Here is a 22,932-nt window from a genome sequence, read left to right on the forward strand (position 1 = left end):
GTCAGCTGTGCAATTTCCGGAGAGGCTTCACCTTGAACATTGCTTGGCCTATGCCTTCCCCATGAAGAAGCTTGCTCGTTTTCTCGGCCTGCTGGTCGTTGCAGCAGTCCTTGCGGTGGCGCTGGGCACGCTGCTGCCGCGCCCGCTCTGGCCGGCGGCCGCTGCCGATCCGATCGGCACAAGCCACCACATCGTGGTGCTGAAAAATCCGATCCACACCGACATCGCCATCCCGGTCGACGACGATGTGCGCCGGCGCTTCCACTTCCTGGTCGATGCCGGCATTCCGGCCGACATGGCGGAGGTCCGCTACATCGTCTTCGGCTGGGGCGGCCGCGCCTTCTATCTCGAGACGCCGACCTGGTCGGAACTGAAGGCAGTGCCGGTGATGAAGGCGCTGACCGTCGATGCCTCGGTGATGCATGTCGACATTTCAGGCGAAATCGCCGAGCCGCATCCCGACGTCGCCGGCTTCGACGTAAGTGAGGAACGCTTTGCGGCGCTGCTCGATTTCATTGCAGCGAGTTTTCAGCAGGGACCGAACGGGGCCATGCCGATCGAGGATGCGGCCTACTCCCGTTTCGATCGTTTCTTCGAAGCCAATGGCCATTTCAACGCGCTGGTCGGCTGCAACACCTGGGCGGCGGCGGCACTGCGCACCGCCGGCCTGCGCACCGGCTGGTGGAACCCGCTGCCGGCCTCGCTTAGCCTGTCGATGCGGCTTTACAATTGACAAGGCTCCGATGACTTAGGACCGCCGAGCGTCCGCCCGCCAGCCATAGAGCCAGTCCAGATCAGCGGCGAGTTTTTCGGGTGAGCGCATCGCCAGGAACAGGTTGCGGGCCATCGCCACCGGCCCGGCCGCATGCCAGGCGAGGCGGTTGAGGGCGCCGCGGCGGGCGACCTGGGATACGCGCGGCCGCCGCGCCTGTTCCCAGGCGACAAGCGCGTTGCTGAGGTCGGCAGGCGAGCTGGCAACGAAACCGGCAAGGGTTACCGCGTCTTCGATCGCCATCGCCGCTCCCTGTGCGGCAAACGGCGTCATCGCATGCGCCGCATCGCCAATCAGCGCTATGCCCTCCGGCGTCGTCCACCGCCGCTGCTCGACGGTATGGATCGGCCATGCCGTCCATGGCGTGGCCTCGCTCGCCAGACGGACCAGCGCCGGCGCGGTACCGCGCATGGCGCTGGCGAGGATGGCGGGGTCGGCATGCCCCGACCAGCTCTCGGCGATGCGCTCGCCCTTGGTGAAGGCCGCGAGGTTGAAGACCGCGCCACGGCTGACCGGATAGGCGACCATATGGAAGCCTGGATAGAGGAATGCGGTAACGCAATCCGGCGCACCGATCACCCTGAAGGCTTGTCCGGCGAGGCTGTCCGCGGCCACCGTTGCGCGCCAGGCAAGCTCGCCCGAGAAGCGGCTTCTCCGGAAATCGGCCGCCTCGCGGGCGAGCGTTTCTCGCACCGACGACCAGACGCCATCGGCTCCGACCAGCAACGATGCTTCGGTTTCGATGGTCGTGCCGGCAATCTCGACTGTTGCGGTGATGCCATTCGGTCCGGTTGCGACGCCGCCGACGCGGGCACCGGTGGCAAGCTCGACCTCGGAGCGCTCGGCTATCCGCTCCATCAGCGCTGACTGCAGATCGGCGCGGTGGGCGACGAGATAGGGTGCCCCCCAGCGCGTTTCAGCTACCTGGCCAAGCGGTACGCGCGCCAGCTCGCGCAGCGTGACGGCATCCTTCAGCACGACCGTCTCCGGCCGCACCGCCGTCGGCAGCAGCCGATCGAGTACGCCGAATTGTCGAAGGATGCGTGTCGCGTTGGGTGAAAGCTGGATGCCGGCGCCGGCAGCCTCGAGATGCTGCGCCTGTTCGAACAGTTTTATCCGATAGCCGCGCTCGGCGAAAGCCAGTGCCGCGGTCAGCCCGGCGACGCCCGCCCCGGCGATGACCACCTGCCGGGACTGCGTTTGTCGCATCAGGCTTGTCGCGGAAGTATCAGGCGGCCTGGTCGATATAGAGGCAGCCCGGCGGCTGCGTTTCCAATGCCTTCAGCTTGGGCGAATAGCGATAGAGCGTCGAGCAATAGGGGCAGACTTTTTCATTGTCGTCGCCCATATCGAGAAATACATGCGGGTGGTCGAAAGGCGGATTGGCGCCGGTGCACATGAATTCCTTGACGCCGATGTCGATTGCCGGATAGCCCGCATCGTTCTGGAAATGGGGAATGGAACCGCCTGCCATCGTCGTCTCCTGATCTTGTCGATTGCATCTGGATCATAACCCATCTCTTTGCAAGATCGATGAAATGAAACTGTCGCAAAAGCCTGTCAGAGGATAAGTTAAGCCGGTTAAGGCTGTGGTCGTCGAACGGTGTGGGAAGAGCGGAAACCATGAACGAACTGAAGCCGGTCCAGAACGAATTCATCACCGTCGAGGCCGCGAGCCACGAAGGCGGCAATCCCGACCGCTTCGTCAATCGCGAGTTTTCCTGGCTGCAATTCAACCGGCGCGTGCTCGAGGAATCGCTGAACGCAAATCATCCGCTGCTCGAGCGCGTGCGCTTTCTGTCGATATCGGCCGCCAACCTCGACGAGTTCTTCATGGTCCGCGTCGCCGGTCTTGCCGGCCAGGTGCGCGAGGGCATCGTGCTGAAGAGCCCGGATGGGCGCACTCCCGAGCAGCAGCTCGAACAATTGCTGCGCGAGGTCGAGCGCCTGCAGGAGGACCAGCAGAACAGCCTTTCGGCGCTGATGCTGCTGCTCGACAGACAAGGCATCGAAAGCATCACCCGCGATGCGCTGACCAAGGACGAGAAGACCTGGCTCGAGGACCATTTCCAGGAGCAGGTATTTCCGGTCCTGACCCCGCTGTCGATCGACCCGGCGCATCCGTTTCCGTTCATTCCCAATCTCGGTTTCTCGATGGCGCTGCAATTGCGCCATCGCAAGAACGGCGAGGAAATGAGCGCGCTTCTGCGCCTGCCTGTGGCGCTGAGGCGCTTCATCCGTTTGCCGGATCGCAAGCATCATGTCCGCTTCATTCCACTCGAAGAGGCGGTCAGTCTCTATATCGGCAAGCTGTTCCCCGGCTATGAGGTCAAGGGCTCCGGCACGTTCCGCATCATCCGCGACAGCGATATCGAGGTCGAGGAAGAATCAGAGGATCTGGTGCGGCTGTTCGAGACGGCGCTGAAGCGGCGACGCCGCGGCTCGGTCATCCGCATCGAGTTCGACAGGTCGATGCCGGCCGAATTGCGCGATTTCGTCGCCGGCGAGCTCGGCGTCTCGGCCAGCCGGATCAGCGTGCTCACCGGTCCGCTGGCGCTCAGCCAGATCTCGGAGATCGTCGCCGTCGCCCGCGACGATCTGAAGTTCACGCCTTACAATCCGCGCTTTCCCGAGCGCATCCGCGAGCATGGCGGCGACTGTTTTGCCGCGATCCGCGAGAAGGACATCATCGTCCACCACCCTTACGAATCCTTCGACGTGGTGGTGCAGTTTCTGCGCCAGGCAATGGCCGACCCGGAAGTGGTGGCGATCAAGCAGACGCTCTACCGCACCTCCAACGACAGCCCGATCGTACGGGCTTTGGTCGATGCGGCGGAAGCCGGCAAGTCGGTGACGGCGCTGGTCGAGCTCAAGGCGCGCTTCGACGAGGAGGCCAACATCCGCTGGGCGCGCGACCTCGAGCGCGCCGGCGTCCAGGTCGTCTTTGGCTTTCTCGAACTGAAGACCCACGCAAAGATGTCGCTGGTCGTGCGGCGCGAGGACGGCAGGCTGCGCAATTACGTGCATCTCGGCACCGGCAACTACCACCCGGTCACCGCCCGCATCTACACCGATCTGTCCTTCTTCACCACCGACCCGACAATCGCGCGCGATGTCGCCCAGTTGTTCAACTTTATCACCGGCTATGCCGAGCCGGCCGAGCAGATGCGGCTGGCCATCTCGCCGTTCACGCTGCGCGACCGCATCCTCCAGCACATTTCGGATGAGATCAGCCACGCGCTGGAGGGCAGACCGGCCCGCATCTGGATGAAGATGAACGCCTTGGTCGACCCGATCGTCATCGATGCGCTCTACGATGCCAGCCGCGCCGGCGTCGAGATCGATCTCGTCGTGCGCGGCATCTGCTGTCTGAGACCGCAGGTGCCCGGCCTATCGGAGAACATCAGGGTGAAGTCGATCGTCGGCCGCTTCCTCGAGCACAGCCGCATCTATTGCTTCGGCAACGGCCACGGCCTGCCCTCGGACGGGGCGATCGTCTACATCTCCTCGGCCGATCTGATGCCGCGCAATCTCGACCGCCGCGTCGAGACCATGGTGCCGATCACCAATCCAACTGTGCATGAGCAGGTGCTCGGCCAGATCATGCTCGGCAACATCATGGACAACCAGCAAAGTTTCGACGTATTGGCTGATGGAACCTCCCGGCGCGTCGTGCTGGAGGAGGGCGAGGAACCGTTCAACGCGCAGGAATATTTCATGACCAATCCGAGCCTGTCCGGACGGGGCGATGCGTTGAAGTCGCATGCGCCCAAGCGCATCGCGCAGTTCAAACGCCGCAAGAAACAGAACGCAGCGACGGGCTGATGATTTCAGCGTCCCAGGGCCGGCTCCAGGACCGCCGACCGCTGTCCATCATCGATATCGGGTCGAACTCGATCCGTCTTGTGATCTATGAGGGGCTGGCGCGCTCGCCGACCTTGCTGTTCAACGAAAAGATGCTGGCCGGCCTCGGCCGCGGCATCGTTTCGACCGGAAAGCTCGATCCCGAGGCGGTGACACGTTCGATGGAAGAGTTCCGCCGCTTCCGCGCGCTCTCCGACCAGGCCGGCGCCGAGCGCATGTATGTGCTGGCGACCGCCGCCGCTCGTGAGGCGGTCAACGGCCCCGACTTCATCCACCGCGCCGAGGATGTGCTCAGGACCGAGATCCAGGTGCTGAGCGGTCGCGAGGAAGCTCATTATTCGGCACTCGGCGTCATCTCCGGTTTCCATCCGGCCAACGGCATCGCCGGCGACCTTGGCGGCGGCAGCCTCGAACTGATCGATATCGACGGTGAGACGATCGGTGACGGCATCACGCTGCCGTTGGGCGGCTTGCGCCTGCAGGACATGGCGAAGAACTCGCTGGCCCAGGCGGCAAGGATCACGCGCGAGCAACTGGCGCGGGCGAAATTGCTGAAGGGCGGGCAGGGCAGGGCCTTCTACACGGTCGGCGGCACCTGGCGAAACCTCGCCCGGCTGCACATGGAAATGACCAACTACCCGCTCGGCGTCATGCACCACTACGAGATCGGCATCGAAAGCGCCGCGAACTTCCTCCGGCAGGTCGCCAAAGCCGAGATCGATAAGATCAAAGGCATCGAGGGCATCTCCAAGAACCGCCGCTCGCTGCTGCCCTATGGCGCCATCGTGCTGCAGGAGATCATGGCGGCGATGCAGCCGTCGAAGATCATCGTGTCGGCGCTGGGCGTGCGCGAGGGCTTTCTCTATTCACTGCTCGATAAGGCCGAGCAGAAGGCCGATCCGCTGATCTCGGCTGCGGAAGAGCTTGCCCGCCTGCGCTCGCGCTCGGTCGACCACGCGCATGAGCTTGTCGAATGGACCGGCAAGGCGTTCGCCGCCTTCGGCATCGACGAAACCAGGGATGAGGCGCGCTACCGCCACGCCGCCTGCCTGCTCGCCGATATCGGCTGGCGTGCCCATCCCGAATATCGCGGCAAGCAATCGCTCAACATCATCGCTCACGCCTCTTTTATTGGCGTCGACCATCCCGGCCGCGCCTTCCTGGCGCTTGTCAGCCTGTTTCGTCACGAGGGCGTGTTCAATGAAGCCGCTCCGGAAATCCGCGGGCTGGCGACACCGCGCTATCTCGAGCGCGCCCGCGTGCTGGCCGCGCTGCTGCGCGTCGTCTATTTGCTGAGCGCGGCAATGCCCGGCGTCATGCCGCGACTGAAATGGGAAAACCGCGGCAATGGCGTGCTGGCGCTGGTGCTGCCGGCAGCGCTGGCCGATCTTTACGGCGAGCGGCCGGCCGGCCGGCTGGCACAGCTGGCAAGGGTCACCAACCGCCGGCTGGTGCTGGCGGTCGAGGGCGGGCCTAGCATGTCTGTCAAATAGACGCCCGCGCTGTCGCGTCGCGACCGTTGAGGAAAGAAGGGAAACGCCGTGAAATCCAGGCAGGTTCTTCAGCTGTTGGTTGCCGGGATCTTCGTCCTCTTCGCGGGCCCGTCAATGTGAGCCGTCTCGCAAAGTTCGTTTTTCTGGACACTGAATAAACCGGGCGGCAGCTTAGGCGCTCGCTGCAACCAGCCGCCCGTCGGCCGACCAGGCGCCCGCACCAGCCATTGCCAGCGCCAGGAAACCGCCTGCTATGGCGATGTCCTTCATCAGCATCTGTGAATGCATGAAGGTCAGCGTCGGATCGTCGCCGCCCTGGCCATAATGACCGAGGAAGCCCGCCGCGATGCAGAAGGCAGCGAGCAGCAGCGCCACGACCGGCGTCTTGAAGCCGACGAGGATGAGCAGCCCGGCGATCAGCTCGAACAGGCCTGTCGCCCAAGCCACCAGCGTCGGCAGCGGCAGGCCGAGGCCGGCGAAATAGCCTGATGTGCCGGCGATGTCGGCAAGCGCATGGAAGCCGGACGGCACGAACAGCGCGGCGAGCAGCAGCCGGGAAAGCAAGAGCAGCGCATTGCGAGGCATGGTCTCCTCCGATATCGGCCACCGATCCTAGCAGAGTTCCAGCCAGCGGATATGAACCGACAACGAAAAAGGGGCGCGGAAAATTCCGCGCCCCTTTGTTCAGGAACGCTGGACTGCTTCAGCCGCGCTTGGCGTCGATCGAATACGCGCCTGGGCCCGAGGAGGCGAGCACGAGGAAGCCGCCGGCAATGCCGAGGTTCTTCATAAAATTGATCATCTGCATCTGATCGGCCCAGCCGGTGTGGGCGACCAGCGCGGTGGCGACGGTGAAGATCGCCATTACCCAGCCGACGATCCGGGTCTGGAAGCCGACGAGGATGGCCAGGCCGCCAAGCAGTTCGATAAGGCCGACGACAATGGCGGTCACCATCGGCAGCGGCAGGCCAAGGCTGCCGAAATAGCCGGCGGTGCCGGCAATCGCCGTCAGCTTGCCGAAACCGGAAAGCAAGAAGATGACAGAAAGCAGGAGGCGGCCAAGCAGGATCGTGCCCGAGGCGCCGGCGGCGGTTCCGGAACCGGCAAACGAATTGTTGGTGGACGTGTTGGTGGACATGCGTAACTCTCCAGAAGGGTTTGGCCAAACGGCTTGGGATACCCGCCTAGTTAGCGCAGGCCGACTGTTCACCAAAGACGCCAGATTGGTTACGGATTGTTCACCCAGGTAACGTTTTCGCGATCAACAGGGGTGTTGAGATCCAGGCATATCAACACCCTAGGCGGCGTGGACAAATTTTAGCCAGTATCTGGCGGTGGCGGTATCGACCATTGATCGGCAGCAATCCTTTCAGAATTCGCCAATAGCCGCTGCGCAAGGCTTGGCAGTGAGTGTCGACCCTTACGACAGCAGGCCGCCGGAGATGAGTTGCTGGATCAAACGTGCGTCGTGCTCAGGGCCGGGCGATTGGTACCACTCTTTATCCCCGCTGACCCATGCATCAGTCACACGAATACCATTCGGCGAACCCTCGAGACGGAGGCCATAGATGCAGGCTCCTGTCCACGAACGATGAAAATAGAGCCAGCCATTCTCAAAAAATATGAACCACTTATCGTCCATATCCCGCGGAATGTGCCCAAGCCTGATCTTCTCGCCTTCGGCGTCCGAATACAGCAATGCAAGATCTATCCGATCTTGCTGCGCTGGGAGGGGGAGCGTTTTCCAAGAGGAGCGTGTGGCTGCTTGCATGCCTCATCTAACCAAAGCCATGAAAATCACACAACGAGCGATTTGCAGGCCGCTCAATTTGTCCACGCCGCCTAGCCCGGATGCGTCATGTCCTCCGGCCGCACCAGCCGCTCATAGTCGGCTTCGCTGACCAGCCCGGTGGCCAGCGCTTCCTCGCGCAGCGTGGTGCCGTTCTTATGTGCCGCCTTGGCGATCTTGGCGGCGTTGTCGTAGCCGATCGTCGGCGCAAGCGCCGTCACCAGCATCAGCGAGCGGTCGAGCGCCGCCTTGATGTTGTCTTCGCGGGCCTCGATGCCGATGACGCAATTGTCGGTGAAGGACACGGAAGCGTCGGCCAGCAGTTGTACCGATTGCAGGAAACAATAGGCCATCAGCGGATTGTAGACGTTGAGCTCGAAATGGCCCTGACTGCCGGCGAAGCTGATCGCCGCATTGTTGCCGAACACCTGCACGCAAACCTGTGTCATCGCCTCGCATTGGGTCGGATTGACCTTGCCAGGCATGATCGACGAGCCCGGTTCGTTTTCCGGCAGCGACAGTTCGCCGAGGCCCGAACGCGGGCCGGAGCCGAGCAGGCGGATGTCGTTGGCGATCTTGAACAGCGCCGCCGCGCAGGCATTGATGGCGCCGTGCGAGAACACCATGGAATCATGGGCGGCCAGCGCCTCGAACTTGTTCGGCGCAGTGACGAAATCGATGCCGGTGATCGCAGCGATGCGCGCCGCCACCTTTTCGGCAAAACCGACCGGAGCGTTGAGACCGGTGCCGACCGCGGTGCCGCCTTGCGCCAATTCCTGCAGGCCGGGCAGGGTCATTTCAATGCGCTTGATCGACGAGGCGACCTGCGCCGCATAACCGGAGAACTCCTGGCCGAGCGTCAGCGGCGTCGCGTCCTGCGTGTGGGTGCGGCCGATCTTGACGATGTGGGCGAAAGCCCTGGTCTTGGCGTCGAGTGCCGCATGCAAATGCCTCAGCGCCGGCAGCAGGTCGTGAATGATGCGCTCGGCGCAGGCGATGTGCATGGCCGTCGGATAGGTGTCGTTCGACGACTGGCTCATGTTGACGTGGTCGTTGGGATGCACCGGCTTCTTCGACCCCATGACGCCGCCCAAAAGCTCGATCGCGCGGTTGGAAATCACCTCATTGGCGTTCATGTTGGACTGCGTGCCCGAGCCGGTTTGCCAGACGACTAGCGGGAAATGGTCGTTCAGCTTGCCGTCGATGACCTCCTGGGCGGCCTCGATAATGGCCTTGCCGATCGCCGGATCGAGCCGCTTCAGCTCCAAATTGGCTTCGGCGGCCGCCCGCTTGACGGTGCCCAGCGCCCGCACGATCGAGGCCGGCTGTTTCTCCCAGCCGATCTTGAAATTGGCCAGCGAACGCTGCGCCTGCGCGCCCCAATAGCGATCGGCAGCGACCTCGATGGGACCGAACGTGTCGGTTTCGGTTCTGGTCTCTGGCGCGCTCACGAAGTCTCTCCCGTTTGCAATTTGCAAACGGCGTATCGCGTTGCACAAACGCCTTCAAGCGGAGATTGCGGGCGATGGAGATGCAAATCGGTTGAAGCCGCGCCTTTTCCTTCTCCCACAAGGGAGGAGGAAGGGCGCGCTCCTCACCCCGCCGTATACCCGCCGTCGATGGCAAAGATACCGCCGCTGGTCCACGCCGCCTCGTCGCTGGCGAGATAGACCGCGATGCCGGCAAGGTCGCTGGTCCGGCCGATGCGGCCGAGCGGATAGCTGCGCTCGACATAGGCCTTGAGCTCGGCTTGCGCGGCCTCCGGCAGGTTTTCGATCGACCTGCGCCGCATCGCTGTGTCGACCGTGCCGGGCGCGATGGCGTTGACCCTTATGCCGCGCGGCCCAAGCTCGAATGCGAGCGATTTGGTCAGCGAATTGAGCGCGCCCTTCGACAGCGAATAGAGGCTGGACGGCCGCTTCGGGATCATCTTGTGCGCAAAATAGGACGAGATGTTGATCACCGAAGCCGCGCCCGGCGCGAGATGCGGCAACAGCCGTTGCGTGAGGAAGAATACGGCCGTGACGTTGAGCGCGAACGATTGCTGGAACTGGTCCTGGCTGACGGTCTCGAACGGCACCAGGAATGCCACGCCGGCGTTGTTGACGAGGATATCGAGAGGTGGGCCGCGCCTGGCATGCTCGACCACGGTGTCGATGCCGGCGCTGGCCGACAGGTCGGCCGACAGCGTTTCGACATTATTCCCGAGCTGCTCGCGGGCGGCGTCGAGTTTCTTGCCGTCGCGGCCGACGATCAGCACGTCCGCGCCTTCGCGCGAGAAAGCCTCGGCGATTGCCAGCCCGATCCCCTCCGAACCGCCGGTGACCAGTGCCCGTTTGCCGCCTAGTCTCATCCAACACTCCGCGCTTTGCCGTTGTCTGGTAAGGAGAGCAGCGCCGTTGCCGATTGTGGTCAAGCCTCCGGCTTATCCTACAATATGAACTTTCGGCTGATGCGCCTGGCTATTCGGCAGCGGCTGCACCGCGCCGAACAGCCAGCCGGGTAGCGACAAAATCCTTGACCTGATGAATGGCCTGTTCACGCGTAACGCTGCCTGGCTGCAGGCCAAGCCTCAACCACAGCCCGTCGATCAGGGCGGTGACGCCGAAAGCGATCTCGTCAGCATCGCGCGCCGGCGCCAGACCGCGCAGGCCGGACAGCAGGTTGGAGCGCATGCGCGCATGGATCACCTTCTGGATGCGGGCAAGCTTTTCGTCGCGCGGCACCTCCGCGCAAAGCGAAAGCCAAGCGTGGCAGAGGGACGGCTGGAAGAGATGCGGCTCGAAATTGCCTTCGATGATGGCATCTATCCGTTGCATTGGCGTACGCGCCTGCCTCAACCGCTCCACCACCGCATGACGCAGCACCAGGTTCGATTCGCGCATGGCATGCTCGAAAAGCTCCCGCTTGCTGTTGAAATAGTGCAGCACGATGCCCTTCGACGCGCCGGCCTGTGCCGCCACTTTCTCTATGGTGGCGCCAGCTATGCCTTCGCGCTGAAGCACGGCAAACGCGGCTTGCCGCAGCTCCTTGCGGCGTATGTCGCTGAGACGCTTGAGTTTCACGGGCCGGGATCCATGCATCGAAAACCGACGTTGACATTTTTGTCCGCCGAGATCAATCATTGACCGTTGGGACAATTTAAAAACCGAATGGTCAACGTCGTTGGTGAAATGAGGAGAACCGAAATGCTGCGTTGCCTTGAAATAGGCGCCTCGCTCTGCGTCCTGCTGGCGATCCAGCCGGCCTTTGCGGCTGAACCCGAGCAATGCAAGGTCGTGCGCATGGCCGAGCCTGGATGGAACGACCTTGCCTTCACCACCGGCGTCACCAGCGTCTTGCTCGATGCGCTCGGCTACAAGCCGGCAAGTTCGCTTCTGGGCATCAACGTCATCTATGAATCCTTGAAGAACAATGATTTAGACGTGTTCCTTGGCTATTGGGATCCGGCGATGATCACCTACTACGAGCCCTATAAGAAGGACGGCTCGGTGGACGATGTGCGCGTCAATCTCGTCGGCGCCAAATACACTTTTGCCGTGCCGACTTACGTCTGGGAGGCCGGCGTCAAGGATTTTGCCGACCTGCAAAAGTTCGCCGACAAGTTCGGCAGGAAGATGTACGGCATCGAGCCGGGCTCGAACCAGCTGATGATGGACGCCATCGCTGATAAGTCGCTCGGCCTCGATGGCTGGCAGGTCGTCGAATCGAGTGAAGCCGGCATGCTTTCCGAGGTCGGCTACGAGATCAAGGAAAAGCGCTTCATCGTCTTCCAGGGCTGGGCGCCGCATCCAATGAACACGATGTACGACTTCAAATATCTGAGCGGCGGCGACAAGTTCTACGGACCGAACTTCGGCGCCGCGACGGTGACGACGCAGGTGCGCAAGGGCTATCTGCAGCAATGCCCGAATGTCGGGCAGTTGCTGAAGAATCTCGCCTTCGACATCGATTTCGAAAATCTCGGCATGGGCTATCTCATCAATGACGGCATGAAGCCGGAGGAAGCCGGCCTGAAGGCGGTCAAGGAGAATCCGGATAGGCTCGGCGCCTGGCTTGCCGGTGTCACCACATTCGATGGCAAGCCCGCGCTCGACGCAGTCAAGCAGCAGCTCGGCCTGTGATATCGGCCGATCAGGCGGGCTGGAACGGCCGCAAGCGCAAGGTCGGTGCTGAAACGGCCTGCGTCGAAATCGACGGGCAGGAGCCCGCGCTGGTGCTGGTGCACGGCTTCTCCGACACGAGCCGCAGCTTCTCCTTGCTGGCGCCGCATCTCGCCGGGCGACGGCGTGTCATTCCAGACCTGCGCGGGCATGGCGCCTCGCCGGCCGGGACACGCGGCTTCGCCCCGGCGGATTTCGCGGAAGATGTGGCGAGTTTGGTCGAGCGATTGCGGCTCGAGCGGCCGGTTCTGGTCGGGCATTCCCTGGGCAGCATGGTGGCGATCGAGGCAGCCGCGCGCTATCCGGAGATGATCGGTGGCCTGGTGCTGATGGCCGGAACGCTGCGGCCGCAGATCGGTGAGGATCACCCGATGACCATTGGTGTGCGGGCACTTCGAGACCCGATATCGCCGGCCGATCCGTTCTATGAATATTGGCATGCCTGCGAGGCCGAGGTTCCAGCGGACTTCCTGACCATGGCTGCAAAGGAGGCGTCAGCTATGCCGGCGGCACTTTGGTGCGCAATCCTGGAGCAGGTTCGGCGCGTCGATCTGACCGACAAGGCGCGCACGCTGCACCTGCCGGCGCTTGTCATTGCGGGCGGGCGCGACCTGCTCTTCGACGAAACGCACCAACGGCGGCTCCTCGAAGAAATCCCCGCCGCCGCGTTTGTAAGCGCGGTGCGATGCGGACACAACCCGCACTGGGAGGATCCGGCATTGGTTGCGGCAGCCATCGCCCGGTATTTCAAGGTCTGGAATGAAGCCGACCTCGAAGCGACCGGCAATCTGGGCTGAGAGCAGTCATGAACCTTTCCGAATACGTGGCGTTGGATGCCGTCGCCCTGGCCGGGCATGTTCGCTCGGGTGAACTGTCGGCTGTCGAGGCCGTTGAGGCGGCTATCGAAGCGATCGAACGCATCAATCCCGCCATCAATGCCGTGACACTGATCGATGCGGACCGGGCGCTTTCCGCGGCGGCAAGCTGCAACCGGCAGGCTGCACTCGCCGGCATTCCCTTCTTGGTCAAGGACACCGGCGTCAATGTACGGGAGTGGCCGACGACGCACTCGTCGCTCTACTTCAAGGATGCCGCGCCGAAGCCCGACAGCGAGATCGTCCGGCGCTGGCGGGCCGCCGGTCTGATCTTGCTGGGAAAGACAAACACGCCTGAATTTGCCAACGACTTCGTCACCGAACCCAGCTTTCGCGGCCCCACCTTGAACCCCTGGGATCCTTCGCTGACGGCGGGCGGCTCAAGCGGCGGAGCTGCCGCCGCGGTGGCAAGCGGCATGGTGCCGGCCGCCCACGGTTCCGACATCGGCGGCTCGATCCGGGTGCCGGCTGCCTGTTGCGGCGTGTTCGGCATGAAGCCGTCGCGCGGGCTCACGCCTGTCGGCCCTGATCGAGGTCAGGTTGGCGCCGGGCTCTACGCCGACAGTGTCCTATCCCGCACCGTTCGGGACAGCGCCGCTATGCTGGACATGACTGCCGGTCCAGAACAAGGAGCGCCTTACTCCGTGCCGAAATCGGTGCCATCCTACCTGGACTGGCTGTCTTCCCCCGGCGAGCGTCTGCGCGTCGCGTGCCTGGCGCACCGGCCGGATGGCACGCCGGTCGCGTCCGAGATCGGGGAAAAATTCCAGGAAGCCATGCGCCTCCTCGAGGACAGGGGGCTCGAGGTCACAGAGGCGCGTTTCCCGCGGGAAGCCGGCGCCGAAGCGGACTGGAGCATCTTCTGGATGTCGGAGGTCGCGCGGCTGGTTGACGAGCGCGCCGATGAGATCGGGCGGATGCCGGGTGCCGGCGAAATCGAAAGCCTGACTCGTCACGCGCTCGACTGTTTTCGGCGATCCTCGGCCGCCGATTATCTCAAGGCGCAGGACCATGTGCACAGCGCTTCGCTGGCGATGGCGATGGCATTCGATGCGTTCGACCTGATCATGACGCCGACGACGGCCGAGCTTACGCCCCGGATTGGCGCCATCCATGGCGATGGTGCTGTCTTCGACTACGAGGCTTGGGCGAGCCGGGCCTACGGCTTTGCGCCCTTCACGGAAATCTTCAACGTCACCGGGCAACCGGCCGCCAGCCTGCCGCTGTTCCAGTCGAAAGGCGGCCTGCCGATTGGCATCCAGCTTATTGGCCGCAAGAACGAGGACCACCGGCTGCTTCGCGTTTCCCTTGACCTGGAGCAGGCAACCGCATGGACCACGCGTTACCAGGCGATCCATGCCAGGCACTTTCAGGCATGAACCAGGAGGCTCCGGCGACGTAGGGGGGCGTCGACGATGTTGGTTCATACCGAAATTGGGTGCTGCCCGAGCAGCGATCGCGCCGTCGGTAACAGACGCAAAACCTCCGCGGGCCTGGCGAATTCCCCTTGTACGGTCTGCTGAAGCGCCTGCCAGTCCGGGGAGGCAGCCAAGGCTGCCTCATGGCGGGCATACGCTTCGGCGCTGGCGAAACCCGTGACGCTGATGAAGACGTTTTCGCTGGCCCGCACCGGCAGCCGCGGAAAGCTGTTTTCGGCATGTTCGGTGACGAAGGCGGCCAGCGGCTGTGCGCCAAATGCGGCAAGCACCGGAAGAGCCGCGGTCTGGAAGTCCCGGGCGAAGCCGGCTTCCAGGCCCGGTCGCAAATGATGAATCTTGATGACAACAATTGTCTGCAAAGCACTGCTTGTGCTTGGTTCTTCGAGATCCGTCTGGATTGCTCGTTGCGATCCCGAGAGATCGAAGCCGGCGCCGGGCCAGGCCGGCCTCAGCAGCAATACGTCGTCGGAATCGATCATCGTGGCGTTGGCGGCGTCGCGCCAGGCAGCCCAGACCGGCCCGTCATAGAAGGCGGTCAGAGCGTCTTTCCGCGCTTCCATGCCGTCGAAGCCGCGCAGCCAGACGAACATGTCCGGCCGGTCGAGATCGCGGAACTGGCCGATGATGGTCATTCCCGCGGTTTCCTGCCCCTCGACCAGGTGATTGTCGAAGATGCCGATCAGCGTCTCGCGCCGGCCGGGTTTCAGCGTGTATTGCCTGAGTTCGACGACGGGCGAGGCGAGCAGATCGGGATTAGGTATGGCGTTCAAAGGCAGGTTCATCGCGCGAGCTCCAAAACAGGACAGTCATCCTGTTTTGCAAAACAGACCGGTTGTCCTGTTTTGTCAATCTGCTATCGTGTGAAGATGTCAGCAGAGATATCCGCTCGCCCAAGGTCGCGGGCTCAAAAACGCACCAACGACCCCGAAGGCATGCGCAAGAAAGTGCTCGACGTCGCCGAGGAGGCGTTTCAGGCACGCGGCTATCATGCGTCCAGCATGGGCGACCTGATGGCGACGGCGGGCGTCACCGGCGGCGCGCTGCACCACCATTTCGCGACCAAGAAGGCGCTGGCGCTTGCAGTGATCGAGGAGCGGGTCGCCGCCGCGGTCGAAGAGACATGGATCGCACCGGTGCGGATGGCTCCCTCAGCGCGCGAGGGCGTGCGCTCCGTGTTCGCGGCCGTCGCGGCGGAGCTGGAGCGGCAAGGTTTCGTGCGCGGTTGCCCGCTCAACAACCTGGCGCATGAACTGTCGCTTGCCGATCCGGATTTCCGCATTGCCCTTGCCGGCATTTTTTCGGCCTGGCGCCAGGCGATCGCCGACAAGATCAGCGCCGACCAGCGGGCGGGACGGGAGCTGGGCACTGATCCGCAGCGCTTCGCAGCGCTTGCTGTCGCCAGCTATTCGGGCGCCATGTCGATGGCCAAGACCGCACAGGACGCAAGCGTGCTGCGCGACTGCCTGATGGCGTTGGAGCAGGGAGTTATGTCGTCCAAAACAGGAACGAGGCGACGTAGCAGGATATTGCACAGAGCCCTTTGACGCCCGCAGGACCGTCGCTCACTATGACCGAGGCGGGGAGGCCGAGCTCTTAATTCGCTAGCGGCTTGATCAGCTCGTAGCCGACCACGCTTTCGGCGCTGGTGCCCTCGTCATAGCGCCTGGCCACAACTGCCTGCAGATCGGGTGCGTAAAGCGCGGTGAACTCGTCCCGCGTCTCGCCGGCCTCGCTCCTGATCGTCTGCTTGACCGCGAGCACGGCGTATTTGCAATCACCCAGGCTGAACGTCTCCTTGCCCTTGACGTTGATCTCCAGCGTCTCGGTGCCCTTCGGCGGCTTGTTCGGTGCAAGACGGGCAAACACGATCTTGCTCTTGGCCCCCGCCTTCAGTGGGAACACCTTCCTGAGATCGGAAAACGGGATCATCGCCATCTCCCCTGTGCTGCTGTCGCGAAACACTTCGATCAGCCCGCCGAACAGGTACTGCGACTGCGGCGATTGCGACTGGTATTTGTTGGCAACCGCCACCATTCCGCCCGCCGCCGGACGAAATTCGCTGTGGATGCCAGGCCTTTCGAGAACGAAGCCGGCCTTGGCCGATTTGGCGTCGATGCACGCGGAGGCGTGCGCTGCGCTCGTCATCGCCAGGATCGCCATTGTCATGCCGATGGATGCAGTTTTCATGGCGTCCTCCTCTGCCCGCGCAAGTTGAATGCCGAAAGCAATGCCAGACCTGGGAGAACGTGTCGACACACTTTGCGAGCAACTGGACTGCCGGTTCGCGTCGTGCTGAATTTTAGCGCATGATGCATCGCATTTCCGCCCGACCGGTCTCCCGGCGCAGTTTCCTGATGAAGGCAGCGGCCGTTGCCGCGGCCGGCGCCGTTTCGCGCCCGGCCTTCGGCCAGACCGGGCAGCGCATTCCACCGATCGACGCCACCTTCCTGTTTATCGCTGATGTCCATGCCTGTCGCATGGCGAACGGATTGAGCCCGCACTGCGAGCAGGAAGGCAAGACCGACGCCGCCCTGCTGCGCAATGTCGCCGCGCTCAACGGCGTCGCCGACAGACAATGGCCAGCTGAAATCAACGGCGTCGCCACCGGTCTGCATTCGACGGGCAATATTGGCACGCCGCTCGGCCTCGTCGTTGGCGGCGACATCACCGATGATGGTGGCGGCCAGATCACCCAGCCCAGCGAAGGCACGCAGCTGCTCCAGTTCAGCCAGCGCTACCAGCAGGGCGTTGGCCCCGACCGCGTGCACATGCCGGTCTATGTCGGCCTCGGCAATCACGACCTCGACCAGAACGGCCCGCGCTCGCATGTCGACTGGTACCGCCGCGAAATGCGCGACTACGTCGAGGTCAATCACCGCCCCGGCGTTTTCTTCAAGCCGCCCGCGCCGGCGACCAACTACGATCTCGAGACCGATTGCTATTCATGGGATTGGGGCGGTCTGCATCTTGTCCAGACGCACCGTTTCGCCGGCGATACCGGCCATGGCGCCACCAGCAGCCTGCCATGGCTGAAGCAGGACCTGGCGACCTATGCCGGCGACGGCCGCCCGGTCATCCTGTTCCAGCATTATGGCTGGGATAATTTTTCGATCGAAAGATGGGACGCCGCCGAGAAGACCTTCGACGACAACGGCACGGGTCCGCCGCATTGGTGGAGCGAAACCGACAGGCAGGCGCTGCTGGCCGTGCTGAAGGGCTACAACGTCGTCGGCATCTTCCATGGCCACCAGCACGCGACGCCGATGATCTATCATCGTGACGGGCTCGATTTGTTCAAGCCGAAGGCTGCCTTCATGGGCGGCTTCGCGTTGGCGCGGGTGACCGGCAGCAGCATGGATGTGGTGCTGGGCGAAGCCGCCGGAGATCATGGCGAGGTCGCCTTCACCAATGCGTACAGCAAAAGTCTGACTTTCTGACGGGCAGGAGAGGGCGCAAAAAAAGGCGGCCGAGCCGCCTTTTTTCTGGTTTGCGAAGGGCTCGGCGTCAAAGCGCCTTCTTCACCTTGTGCTTCACGTCGCCGTAAGCCTTCTGCATCTTGCCGGTCGCCTTGTCGACGTCGCCTTCGGCCTCGGTGCGCCTGTTGCCGGTGGCCTTGCCGGCGGTCTGCTTGACCGAGCCCTTGGCTTGCTTGGCAACGCCGGCAACCTGATCCTTGTTCACCATCTCGCATCTCCTGATCCGTTCGCCTGGAGAAACGGTCGCGGACCGCTTAGGTTCCGGGTTCTGCCCGTCGATTGGCATAGCTTCCGGTCGCGAAGCCGACAGGATAGGGTACACCAGGACGCCGAACAGACAGAGGCCGGAGGGACAATGGCTGAATTCACGCTCTTCATCGGCAACAAGTGTTTTTCGTCGTGGTCACTGAGGCCGTGGCTGGCGATGAAGTATCTGGAGATCCCGTTCGAGGAAGGTCTTGTGCGCCTGCGCACGCCCGAGACCGCGGCCAATCTGGCCAGGATATCGCCGACCGGCCAGGTGCCGGTGCTGAACCATCGGCTGCCGAATGGCGAGGTCCGGATCGTCTGGGAAACCCTTGCCATCCTTGAATACCTCGCCGAGCTGTTTCCCGGGAAAAAGCTCTGGCCGGCCGACATCGGCGCCCGCGCGCTGGCCCGCTCGGCGGCGACAGAGATGCATTCCGGCTTTCGCAAGGTCCGCTATGGCTGGCCGATGAATTTGCGCCGGCCAAAAGGCCACAAGCCGCTCGACGCCGAAGGTGAGGCACAACGGGCGCGCATCGAGGAGCTATGGCGCGAATGCCGCGAAAAATACGGCAAAGGCGGCCCGTTCCTGTTTGGCCATTTCACCGCGGCCGACGCCATGTACGCGCCGGTCGTCACCCGCTTCGACACCTATGGCGGCACGCTGGCAACCGATACCCGCGCCTATGTCGACGCTGTGCTTTCGATGCCGGCGATGCGCCACTGGTATGCCGAGGCGGCAAAAGAGCCTTGGCCGGAGCCCGGCCCAGACGAATAGAGCCGAGCAACCCGCAAGCTGGTCTTCCGCTTCGCCGCCCGCGGCCTATCTGAAGATCGGGCTGGGGCCTCGGAGACTTCACAATGATATCTGTTCCTTCCGCATTGGCCGGCAAGGTCGCGCTGGTCACCGGCGCATCGTCGGGCATTGGCGAGGCGACGGCTGCGGCTTTGGCCGCCGCCGGGGCCAAGGTGGCGATTGCCGCACGCCGCGCCGATCGCCTCGAAGCGCTGGCCGCGCGTATCGAAAAGGCCGGCGGCGCGGCGCTCCGCATCGAGGCCGACGTCACCAGCAACGATGATGTCACCGAGATGGTCGACAAGGTTGTCGCCGAATGGGGCCGCCTCGACATCCTCGTCAACAATGCCGGGGTGATGCTTCTGTCGCCCGCCGCCGAAGCGGTGCTCGACGACTGGCGCCGCATGGTCGAGCTCAACCTGCTGGCGCTGATGGGGGTCACCAAGGCGGCGCTGCCGCATCTCAGGGCCGCCAAGGGTCACATCGTCAACGTCTCGTCGGTCGCCGGCCGTGTCGCCAATCCGGGGGCCAGCGGCTACGCAGCAACCAAGTTCGGTGTCGTCGGCTTTTCCGAATCGCTGCGCCGCGAAGTCTACGCCGACAAGGTTCGCGTCACCGTCATCGAGCCCGGCCTGGTGCGCACCGAGCTCGGCGACCACATCACCAATCCGGCGTTCAAGGCTGATCTGGACAAGCGGCTCGCCGCCATGGAGGCGCTGACCGCCGAGGACATCGCCGCGGCCATTCTCTACGCCGTGAGCCAGCCGCCACACGTCAACGTCAACGAGATCGTCATCCGCCCGACAGGAACGGTGAACGGCGTCAGATATTTTCGCTACGCCTCAAATCCCGCCCGCAGGAAATCGCCACACTCCTCGACCAGCCGCGACGGGTCCCTCGCGAGGTAGACGCCGAAATCCGCCATCGGCGCCGGCGGCAGGTTGAAGCGTCCGTTGAGGCTTTGGCAGTCGGGCGGCAGTCCTTCCTGCAGCAGAAGCCCGATGCCAAGCCCGGCCCTCAGCGCCGAGATCAGTGTCGCGAAGGTCGACACGCGGCAGCCGATCTTCCAGCCGATCGCGGCCTCGGCGAGCGAGGCCAGCATCCTGTCCTGCCAGGAGCAGGCGCCTTCGAAGATGATCAGCGGAAGCTCGACCTCGTCATCGATCTCGATCATGCGGCTTGCCGCCCAGACCAGCTGTCGTGACAGATGGCCTCGCGGCGCCTTTGTGAAGCGCGCCGGATCGGCCATGACGATGTCGCATCTTCCTTCGCCCAGCGACATGCTGAGATCGCTGCTGCTGGCCGACGTCAGCTCGATCTCCACGGAAGGATGTCGGCGGCGGAAGTCGGCGATGATCAACGGCAGCCGCGTTACCGCCAAATCCTCGACGATGCCGAGCCGGACACGGCCGACCAGCCTGCGGCCTTCTATCTCGCGCCTGGCATCGTCGCCGATCGCGATGGCCTTGCGGGCGAAGGCGAGCAGGATCTCGCCGGCCTCGGTCAGCGTCACGCCGCGCGGCGAACGGCGCAGCAGCTCGGCGCCGACTTCGCCCTCGAGGCGCTGAAGCTGCATGCTCACCGCCGCCTGCGTGCGGGCAAGCCGATCGGCCGCCCGGCTCACCGTTCCCGTATCGGCCACGGTGACGAAGGCGCGCAGCAGCCGGACGTCGATATCTCCAGTCATAAGAATTCCTGATAGCTGTGTCAGCACTATCAGGCTATCCGAAAGCCCGATCTGAATTCAAGGTCCGCTCGCGCCAACGAAACAGGAGCAGCCACCTTGTCCTACAGAAGAAGATTTGAGGAGCTCGGTGTCGCCTGGCCGTCACTCGAGCGGCCCGCTTTGCCGTTCTCGCCGACGGTTCGGGTCGCCGACATCGTCTATGTCTCCGGTCAGATCCCCGAGATCGGGCAGGAGATCGCCGCGATCGGCCAGGTCGGCGCAGAGATCGATCTGGCCGCGGCGCGGAACGCCGCCCGGCTCTGCGCGGCCAACATCGTCTATTGGCTGGACAAGGAATTGGACGGCAATCTCGACCGCGTCGTGAAATTCGCCAAGCTGACCGTCTATGTGAACGCGGCGGCCGGCTTTGCGGCCTATTCGGAGGTCGGCAACGGAGCATCCGAATTTCTGCTCCATGTTTTTGGCGAGCGTGGCGAGCATGCCCGCTGCTCGCTCGGCATGGCCGGCTTGCCGGCCAATGTTCCGGTCGAAGCCGACGCCATTGTGCATGTCCGCTGATGCACGCCCAAAGCATGCACTCAGGGCTTATCCGGGAGTGCGCAGTGAAACCAGAGGGGGCTTGGCTTGATAAGTACAAATCTTGAGGGGCGGAAGGCGCTGGTTCTCGGAGGAGGCAAGGGCCTCGGTTTCGGCGTCGCCGAAGTGCTCGCGGCGAAAGGCGCCGAGATCATCCTGGTCGGACGAGGGGAGGAGACCCTGGATGCGGCGCGGCGCGCGATCGAGTCCGCCGGCCCCGTCTGCTCGACCTTCAGCGCCGATCTTTCCGATAACGACAGCGTCTCCCGGCTGATCCGTGCCATCGAGGACGAGCATCAGCGGATCGACATCGTCCTGCTCAATGGCGGCGGCCCGCCGCCCTTCGCGGCCAGCGTCTTCGATGCGAGCGTCTGGGAGAAGCAGTTCACCAGCATGGTGCTAAGCCAGATGCGTATCGCCATTTCTTTCCTGCCAGGCATGCGGTCGCGGCGCTGGGGGCGCATCATCGCCGTTTCCTCCACGTCCGTCCGCGAGCCGATCCCCGGCCTCACCGCTTCGAATGCGTTGCGTGCGTCGCTTGCCGGCTGGGCCAAGACCCTGGCCGGCGAAGTGGCGGCGGACGGCGTCACCGTCAACCTGTTGCTGCCTGGCCGTTTTGCGACGGACCGGACGAAACAGTTCGACGCGATGGACGCCGCCGACAGGGGTGTGGACGCTGCTGTGATCGCCGCCGAGAGTCAGGCCGAAATCCCGGCAAAGCGCTACGGGACCCCCGCCGAATTCGGCGCGGTTGCCGCATTCCTGGCCAGCGACGACGCCGCCTATATCACCGGCGTGGCTTTGCCGGTGGATGGCGGGCTCAGCCGGGCCATGCTGTGAGGGGCAGGGTGAAGCGGCGCGAATGGTCGCATCACAGGAACGCCCCTCGTGCCTTTTATCTGCGCGGGGGGCGTCCTGTTTGTCGTCCGCTTCTCTCAAGATCGCTCTTTCAAGAACGGCTTTCGACACCGAAAGAATGCCCGCGGTGCCAAAATGGTTCCCGGCTAAGTGGTTTTTTCGGCGGGCAATAGCCCGGCTTTCGCCGTCCGATGTGCTGGCGCGGGCCGCCGCCGCGCGTCTCCGCGAGTGTGGAAAATCAAAAAAATTGACACAACGCGCAAAGAAGTCTATAAGAATTTTGTCGATATTTGTTTGACCGACTTTTGTTATCCGCGTGCTTAGGCGCGCCTTTGGCGAACTTCCCCCATCAAAATCGAGACAAACGTTGTTGTGCATCCGCATGACGGCGAACGAATATTTGCCATGGAAAGGGTTCGTTATGAGCACAGGCACAGTTAAATGGTTCAACGCCACCAAGGGTTTTGGTTTTATTCAGCCTGACGACGGTTCTGCCGACGTTTTCGTCCACATCTCAGCCGTCGAGCGCGCCGGAATGCGCGACATCGTCGAGGGCCAGAAGCTTGGCTACGAGATGGTCCGCGACAACAAGTCGGGCAAGATGTCCGCCGACCAGTTGAAGGCGGCCTAAAACGGAATTAAGCCTCACCGGTGACCACGGATGTACTGGCACCGGTGAATGGCAAATTCCAGCGCATGATCGCGGGGATGTTAAGTCCCCGCTCATGCGCATGAGAAGAACGTTTCCTTGCGCGTCTCTCGGGATGCTCGGGCGCTCTCATGGAAGGTCAGGCGGTGCCTGGCCTTTTTCATTTTTGCGCTTCGATCGCCGAAAGAGCGCTGCTCGACGGCCCGGACGTGCTAAGGACGTTCCAGCAATTTGAAACCGGCTGCCGTA

Annotated in this window: 25 protein-coding genes; 13 read left to right on the forward strand and 12 right to left on the reverse strand. The window is 63.3% G+C overall.

Features of this window, described 5'->3' with window-relative positions; translation table 11 throughout:
• Window positions 1–61 precede the first annotated feature (61 nt).
• Window positions 62–733, forward strand: coding sequence for a TIGR02117 family protein (locus tag NKH50_RS24420; protein ID WP_352881484.1), 672 nt, complete (start codon window positions 62–64; stop codon window positions 731–733).
• A gap of 15 nt (window positions 734–748) precedes the next feature.
• Here NKH50_RS24420 and NKH50_RS24425 read toward each other — a convergent pair whose 3' ends face one another.
• Window positions 749–1,981 (reverse strand): FAD-dependent monooxygenase, encoded by a 1,233-nt coding sequence (locus NKH50_RS24425; RefSeq protein ID WP_352881487.1) that lies wholly within the window; start codon window positions 1,979–1,981, stop codon window positions 749–751.
• Between the two features lie 19 nt (window positions 1,982–2,000).
• Entirely contained in the window at window positions 2,001–2,246 is a 246-nt protein-coding gene (locus tag NKH50_RS24430; protein ID WP_254820632.1) for a zinc-finger domain-containing protein, read from the reverse strand.
• Between the two features lie 149 nt (window positions 2,247–2,395).
• Between NKH50_RS24430 and NKH50_RS24435 the strand changes: the two genes are divergently transcribed.
• Together NKH50_RS24435 and ppx are read left to right on the forward strand one after the other, a co-directional pair.
• Window positions 2,396–4,597, forward strand: coding sequence for an RNA degradosome polyphosphate kinase (locus NKH50_RS24435; RefSeq protein WP_352881490.1), 2,202 nt, complete (start codon window positions 2,396–2,398; stop codon window positions 4,595–4,597).
• Window positions 4,597–6,129 carry an exopolyphosphatase gene (gene ppx / locus NKH50_RS24440; protein WP_352690666.1) on the forward strand — a complete coding sequence of 511 codons (1,533 nt, stop codon included), beginning with the start codon at window positions 4,597–4,599 and terminating at the stop codon, window positions 6,127–6,129. Before NKH50_RS24435 ends, ppx begins: the two co-directional genes overlap by 1 nt.
• Window positions 6,130–6,300: 171 nt before the next feature.
• Here the strand turns inward: ppx and NKH50_RS24445 are convergent, their stop codons facing one another.
• The 6 genes from NKH50_RS24445 to betI form a co-directional block, all read right to left on the reverse strand.
• Window positions 6,301–6,714, reverse strand: coding sequence for a DoxX family protein (locus NKH50_RS24445; RefSeq protein WP_352508872.1), 414 nt, complete (start codon window positions 6,712–6,714; stop codon window positions 6,301–6,303).
• A 118-nt stretch (window positions 6,715–6,832) separates the two neighbouring features.
• On the reverse strand, window positions 6,833–7,267 hold the full coding sequence (locus NKH50_RS24450; protein ID WP_352690670.1) for a DoxX family protein: 435 nt from the start codon (window positions 7,265–7,267) through the stop codon (window positions 6,833–6,835).
• 282 nt (window positions 7,268–7,549) lie between these two features.
• Complete coding sequence (locus NKH50_RS24455) at window positions 7,550–7,828, reverse strand: hypothetical protein (protein WP_352881494.1); 279 nt, start codon at window positions 7,826–7,828, stop codon at window positions 7,550–7,552.
• A gap of 143 nt (window positions 7,829–7,971) precedes the next feature.
• Window positions 7,972–9,369, reverse strand: a complete 1,398-nt coding sequence (fumC, locus tag NKH50_RS24460; RefSeq protein ID WP_352881496.1) for a class II fumarate hydratase — start codon at window positions 9,367–9,369, stop codon at window positions 7,972–7,974.
• 143 nt (window positions 9,370–9,512) lie between these two features.
• Complete coding sequence (locus NKH50_RS24465; RefSeq protein WP_352881499.1) at window positions 9,513–10,271, reverse strand: SDR family NAD(P)-dependent oxidoreductase; 759 nt, start codon at window positions 10,269–10,271, stop codon at window positions 9,513–9,515.
• A gap of 109 nt (window positions 10,272–10,380) precedes the next feature.
• Entirely contained in the window at window positions 10,381–10,983 is a 603-nt protein-coding gene (betI, locus tag NKH50_RS24470) for a choline-binding transcriptional repressor BetI (protein ID WP_352479299.1), read from the reverse strand.
• A 123-nt stretch (window positions 10,984–11,106) separates the two neighbouring features.
• Between betI and choX the strand changes: the two genes are divergently transcribed.
• From choX to NKH50_RS24485, 3 genes are read left to right on the forward strand one after another with little or no spacing between them, the layout of a single operon-like run.
• Window positions 11,107–12,042, forward strand: coding sequence for a choline ABC transporter substrate-binding protein (gene choX, locus NKH50_RS24475; protein WP_352802589.1), 936 nt, complete (start codon window positions 11,107–11,109; stop codon window positions 12,040–12,042).
• Entirely contained in the window at window positions 12,039–12,878 is an 840-nt protein-coding gene (locus NKH50_RS24480) for an alpha/beta fold hydrolase (RefSeq protein WP_352881502.1), read from the forward strand. The genes choX and NKH50_RS24480 overlap by 4 nt, the downstream gene beginning before the upstream one ends.
• A gap of 8 nt (window positions 12,879–12,886) precedes the next feature.
• On the forward strand, window positions 12,887–14,335 hold the full coding sequence (locus NKH50_RS24485) for an amidase (RefSeq protein ID WP_352881505.1): 1,449 nt from the start codon (window positions 12,887–12,889) through the stop codon (window positions 14,333–14,335).
• 44 nt (window positions 14,336–14,379) lie between these two features.
• Here NKH50_RS24485 and NKH50_RS24490 read toward each other — a convergent pair whose 3' ends face one another.
• Window positions 14,380–15,177, reverse strand: coding sequence for an NIPSNAP family protein (locus NKH50_RS24490; RefSeq protein WP_352881508.1), 798 nt, complete (start codon window positions 15,175–15,177; stop codon window positions 14,380–14,382).
• Between the two features lie 150 nt (window positions 15,178–15,327).
• On the opposite strand from NKH50_RS24490, the gene NKH50_RS24495 reads away from it, so the two are divergent.
• Window positions 15,328–15,939: an LmrA/YxaF family transcription factor gene (locus NKH50_RS24495; protein ID WP_352690688.1), complete on the forward strand. Its 612-nt coding sequence runs from the start codon at window positions 15,328–15,330 to the stop codon at window positions 15,937–15,939.
• A 49-nt stretch (window positions 15,940–15,988) separates the two neighbouring features.
• On the opposite strand, the gene NKH50_RS24500 is transcribed toward NKH50_RS24495, so the two are convergent.
• Window positions 15,989–16,582 (reverse strand): hypothetical protein, encoded by a 594-nt coding sequence (locus NKH50_RS24500; RefSeq protein WP_352881511.1) that lies wholly within the window; start codon window positions 16,580–16,582, stop codon window positions 15,989–15,991.
• 119 nt (window positions 16,583–16,701) lie between these two features.
• Here NKH50_RS24500 and NKH50_RS24505 point away from each other — a divergent pair, with 119 nt between their 5' ends.
• The gene (locus tag NKH50_RS24505) at window positions 16,702–17,832 is read left to right on the forward strand and encodes a metallophosphoesterase (RefSeq protein WP_352881513.1); all 1,131 of its coding nucleotides are present in this window, start codon (window positions 16,702–16,704) and stop codon (window positions 17,830–17,832) included.
• Window positions 17,833–17,899: 67 nt separating this feature from the next.
• On the opposite strand, the gene NKH50_RS24510 is transcribed toward NKH50_RS24505, so the two are convergent.
• Window positions 17,900–18,079, reverse strand: a complete 180-nt coding sequence (locus tag NKH50_RS24510) for a CsbD family protein (protein WP_352479307.1) — start codon at window positions 18,077–18,079, stop codon at window positions 17,900–17,902.
• 147 nt (window positions 18,080–18,226) lie between these two features.
• Between NKH50_RS24510 and NKH50_RS24515 the strand changes: the two genes are divergently transcribed.
• Window positions 18,227–18,895 carry a glutathione S-transferase family protein gene (locus NKH50_RS24515; RefSeq protein WP_352881516.1) on the forward strand — a complete coding sequence of 223 codons (669 nt, stop codon included), beginning with the start codon at window positions 18,227–18,229 and terminating at the stop codon, window positions 18,893–18,895.
• Between the two features lie 83 nt (window positions 18,896–18,978).
• Window positions 18,979–19,821: an SDR family NAD(P)-dependent oxidoreductase gene (locus NKH50_RS24520; protein ID WP_352881519.1), complete on the forward strand. Its 843-nt coding sequence runs from the start codon at window positions 18,979–18,981 to the stop codon at window positions 19,819–19,821.
• Here NKH50_RS24520 and NKH50_RS24525 read toward each other — a convergent pair.
• Window positions 19,749–20,600, reverse strand: a complete 852-nt coding sequence (locus NKH50_RS24525) for a LysR family transcriptional regulator (RefSeq protein WP_352881521.1) — start codon at window positions 20,598–20,600, stop codon at window positions 19,749–19,751. The genes NKH50_RS24520 and NKH50_RS24525 overlap by 73 nt on opposite strands.
• Window positions 20,601–20,696: 96 nt before the next feature.
• Between NKH50_RS24525 and NKH50_RS24530 the strand changes: the two genes are divergently transcribed.
• The 3 genes from NKH50_RS24530 (at window position 20,697) to NKH50_RS24540 (ending at window position 22,665) form a co-directional block, all read left to right on the forward strand.
• Window positions 20,697–21,158, forward strand: a complete 462-nt coding sequence (locus tag NKH50_RS24530) for a RidA family protein (RefSeq protein WP_023677611.1) — start codon at window positions 20,697–20,699, stop codon at window positions 21,156–21,158.
• Window positions 21,159–21,224: 66 nt separating this feature from the next.
• Window positions 21,225–22,016, forward strand: coding sequence for an SDR family oxidoreductase (locus NKH50_RS24535; RefSeq protein WP_352881523.1), 792 nt, complete (start codon window positions 21,225–21,227; stop codon window positions 22,014–22,016).
• Between the two features lie 439 nt (window positions 22,017–22,455).
• On the forward strand, window positions 22,456–22,665 hold the full coding sequence (locus tag NKH50_RS24540) for a cold-shock protein (RefSeq protein ID WP_010915421.1): 210 nt from the start codon (window positions 22,456–22,458) through the stop codon (window positions 22,663–22,665).
• Window positions 22,666–22,932 lie beyond the last annotated feature (267 nt).

The sequence above is a fragment of the Mesorhizobium sp. M1027 genome, assembly GCF_040318745.1.
Classification (GTDB): Bacteria; Pseudomonadota; Alphaproteobacteria; order Rhizobiales; family Rhizobiaceae; genus Mesorhizobium.

Coding starts and splice junctions, on each gene's coding strand:
- NKH50_RS24420 (WP_352881484.1), top strand. CDS start 62: ATGAAGAAGCTTGCTCGTTTTCTCGGCCTGCTGGTCGTTGCAGCAGTC.
- NKH50_RS24425 (WP_352881487.1), bottom strand. CDS start 1,981: ATGCGACAAACGCAGTCCCGGCAGGTGGTCATCGCCGGGGCGGGCGTC.
- NKH50_RS24430 (WP_254820632.1), bottom strand. CDS start 2,246: ATGGCAGGCGGTTCCATTCCCCATTTCCAGAACGATGCGGGCTATCCG.
- NKH50_RS24435 (WP_352881490.1), top strand. CDS start 2,396: ATGAACGAACTGAAGCCGGTCCAGAACGAATTCATCACCGTCGAGGCC.
- ppx (WP_352690666.1), top strand. CDS start 4,597: ATGATTTCAGCGTCCCAGGGCCGGCTCCAGGACCGCCGACCGCTGTCC.
- NKH50_RS24445 (WP_352508872.1), bottom strand. CDS start 6,714: ATGCCTCGCAATGCGCTGCTCTTGCTTTCCCGGCTGCTGCTCGCCGCG.
- NKH50_RS24450 (WP_352690670.1), bottom strand. CDS start 7,267: ATGTCCACCAACACGTCCACCAACAATTCGTTTGCCGGTTCCGGAACC.
- NKH50_RS24465 (WP_352881499.1), bottom strand. CDS start 10,271: ATGAGACTAGGCGGCAAACGGGCACTGGTCACCGGCGGTTCGGAGGGG.
- choX (WP_352802589.1), top strand. CDS start 11,107: ATGCTGCGTTGCCTTGAAATAGGCGCCTCGCTCTGCGTCCTGCTGGCG.
- NKH50_RS24485 (WP_352881505.1), top strand. CDS start 12,887: ATGAACCTTTCCGAATACGTGGCGTTGGATGCCGTCGCCCTGGCCGGG.
- NKH50_RS24490 (WP_352881508.1), bottom strand. CDS start 15,177: ATGAACCTGCCTTTGAACGCCATACCTAATCCCGATCTGCTCGCCTCG.
- NKH50_RS24495 (WP_352690688.1), top strand. CDS start 15,328: ATGCGCAAGAAAGTGCTCGACGTCGCCGAGGAGGCGTTTCAGGCACGC.
- NKH50_RS24500 (WP_352881511.1), bottom strand. CDS start 16,582: ATGAAAACTGCATCCATCGGCATGACAATGGCGATCCTGGCGATGACG.
- NKH50_RS24505 (WP_352881513.1), top strand. CDS start 16,702: ATGATGCATCGCATTTCCGCCCGACCGGTCTCCCGGCGCAGTTTCCTG.
- NKH50_RS24510 (WP_352479307.1), bottom strand. CDS start 18,079: ATGGTGAACAAGGATCAGGTTGCCGGCGTTGCCAAGCAAGCCAAGGGC.
- NKH50_RS24515 (WP_352881516.1), top strand. CDS start 18,227: ATGGCTGAATTCACGCTCTTCATCGGCAACAAGTGTTTTTCGTCGTGG.
- NKH50_RS24520 (WP_352881519.1), top strand. CDS start 18,979: ATGATATCTGTTCCTTCCGCATTGGCCGGCAAGGTCGCGCTGGTCACC.
- NKH50_RS24525 (WP_352881521.1), bottom strand. CDS start 20,600: ATGACTGGAGATATCGACGTCCGGCTGCTGCGCGCCTTCGTCACCGTG.
- NKH50_RS24540 (WP_010915421.1), top strand. CDS start 22,456: ATGAGCACAGGCACAGTTAAATGGTTCAACGCCACCAAGGGTTTTGGT.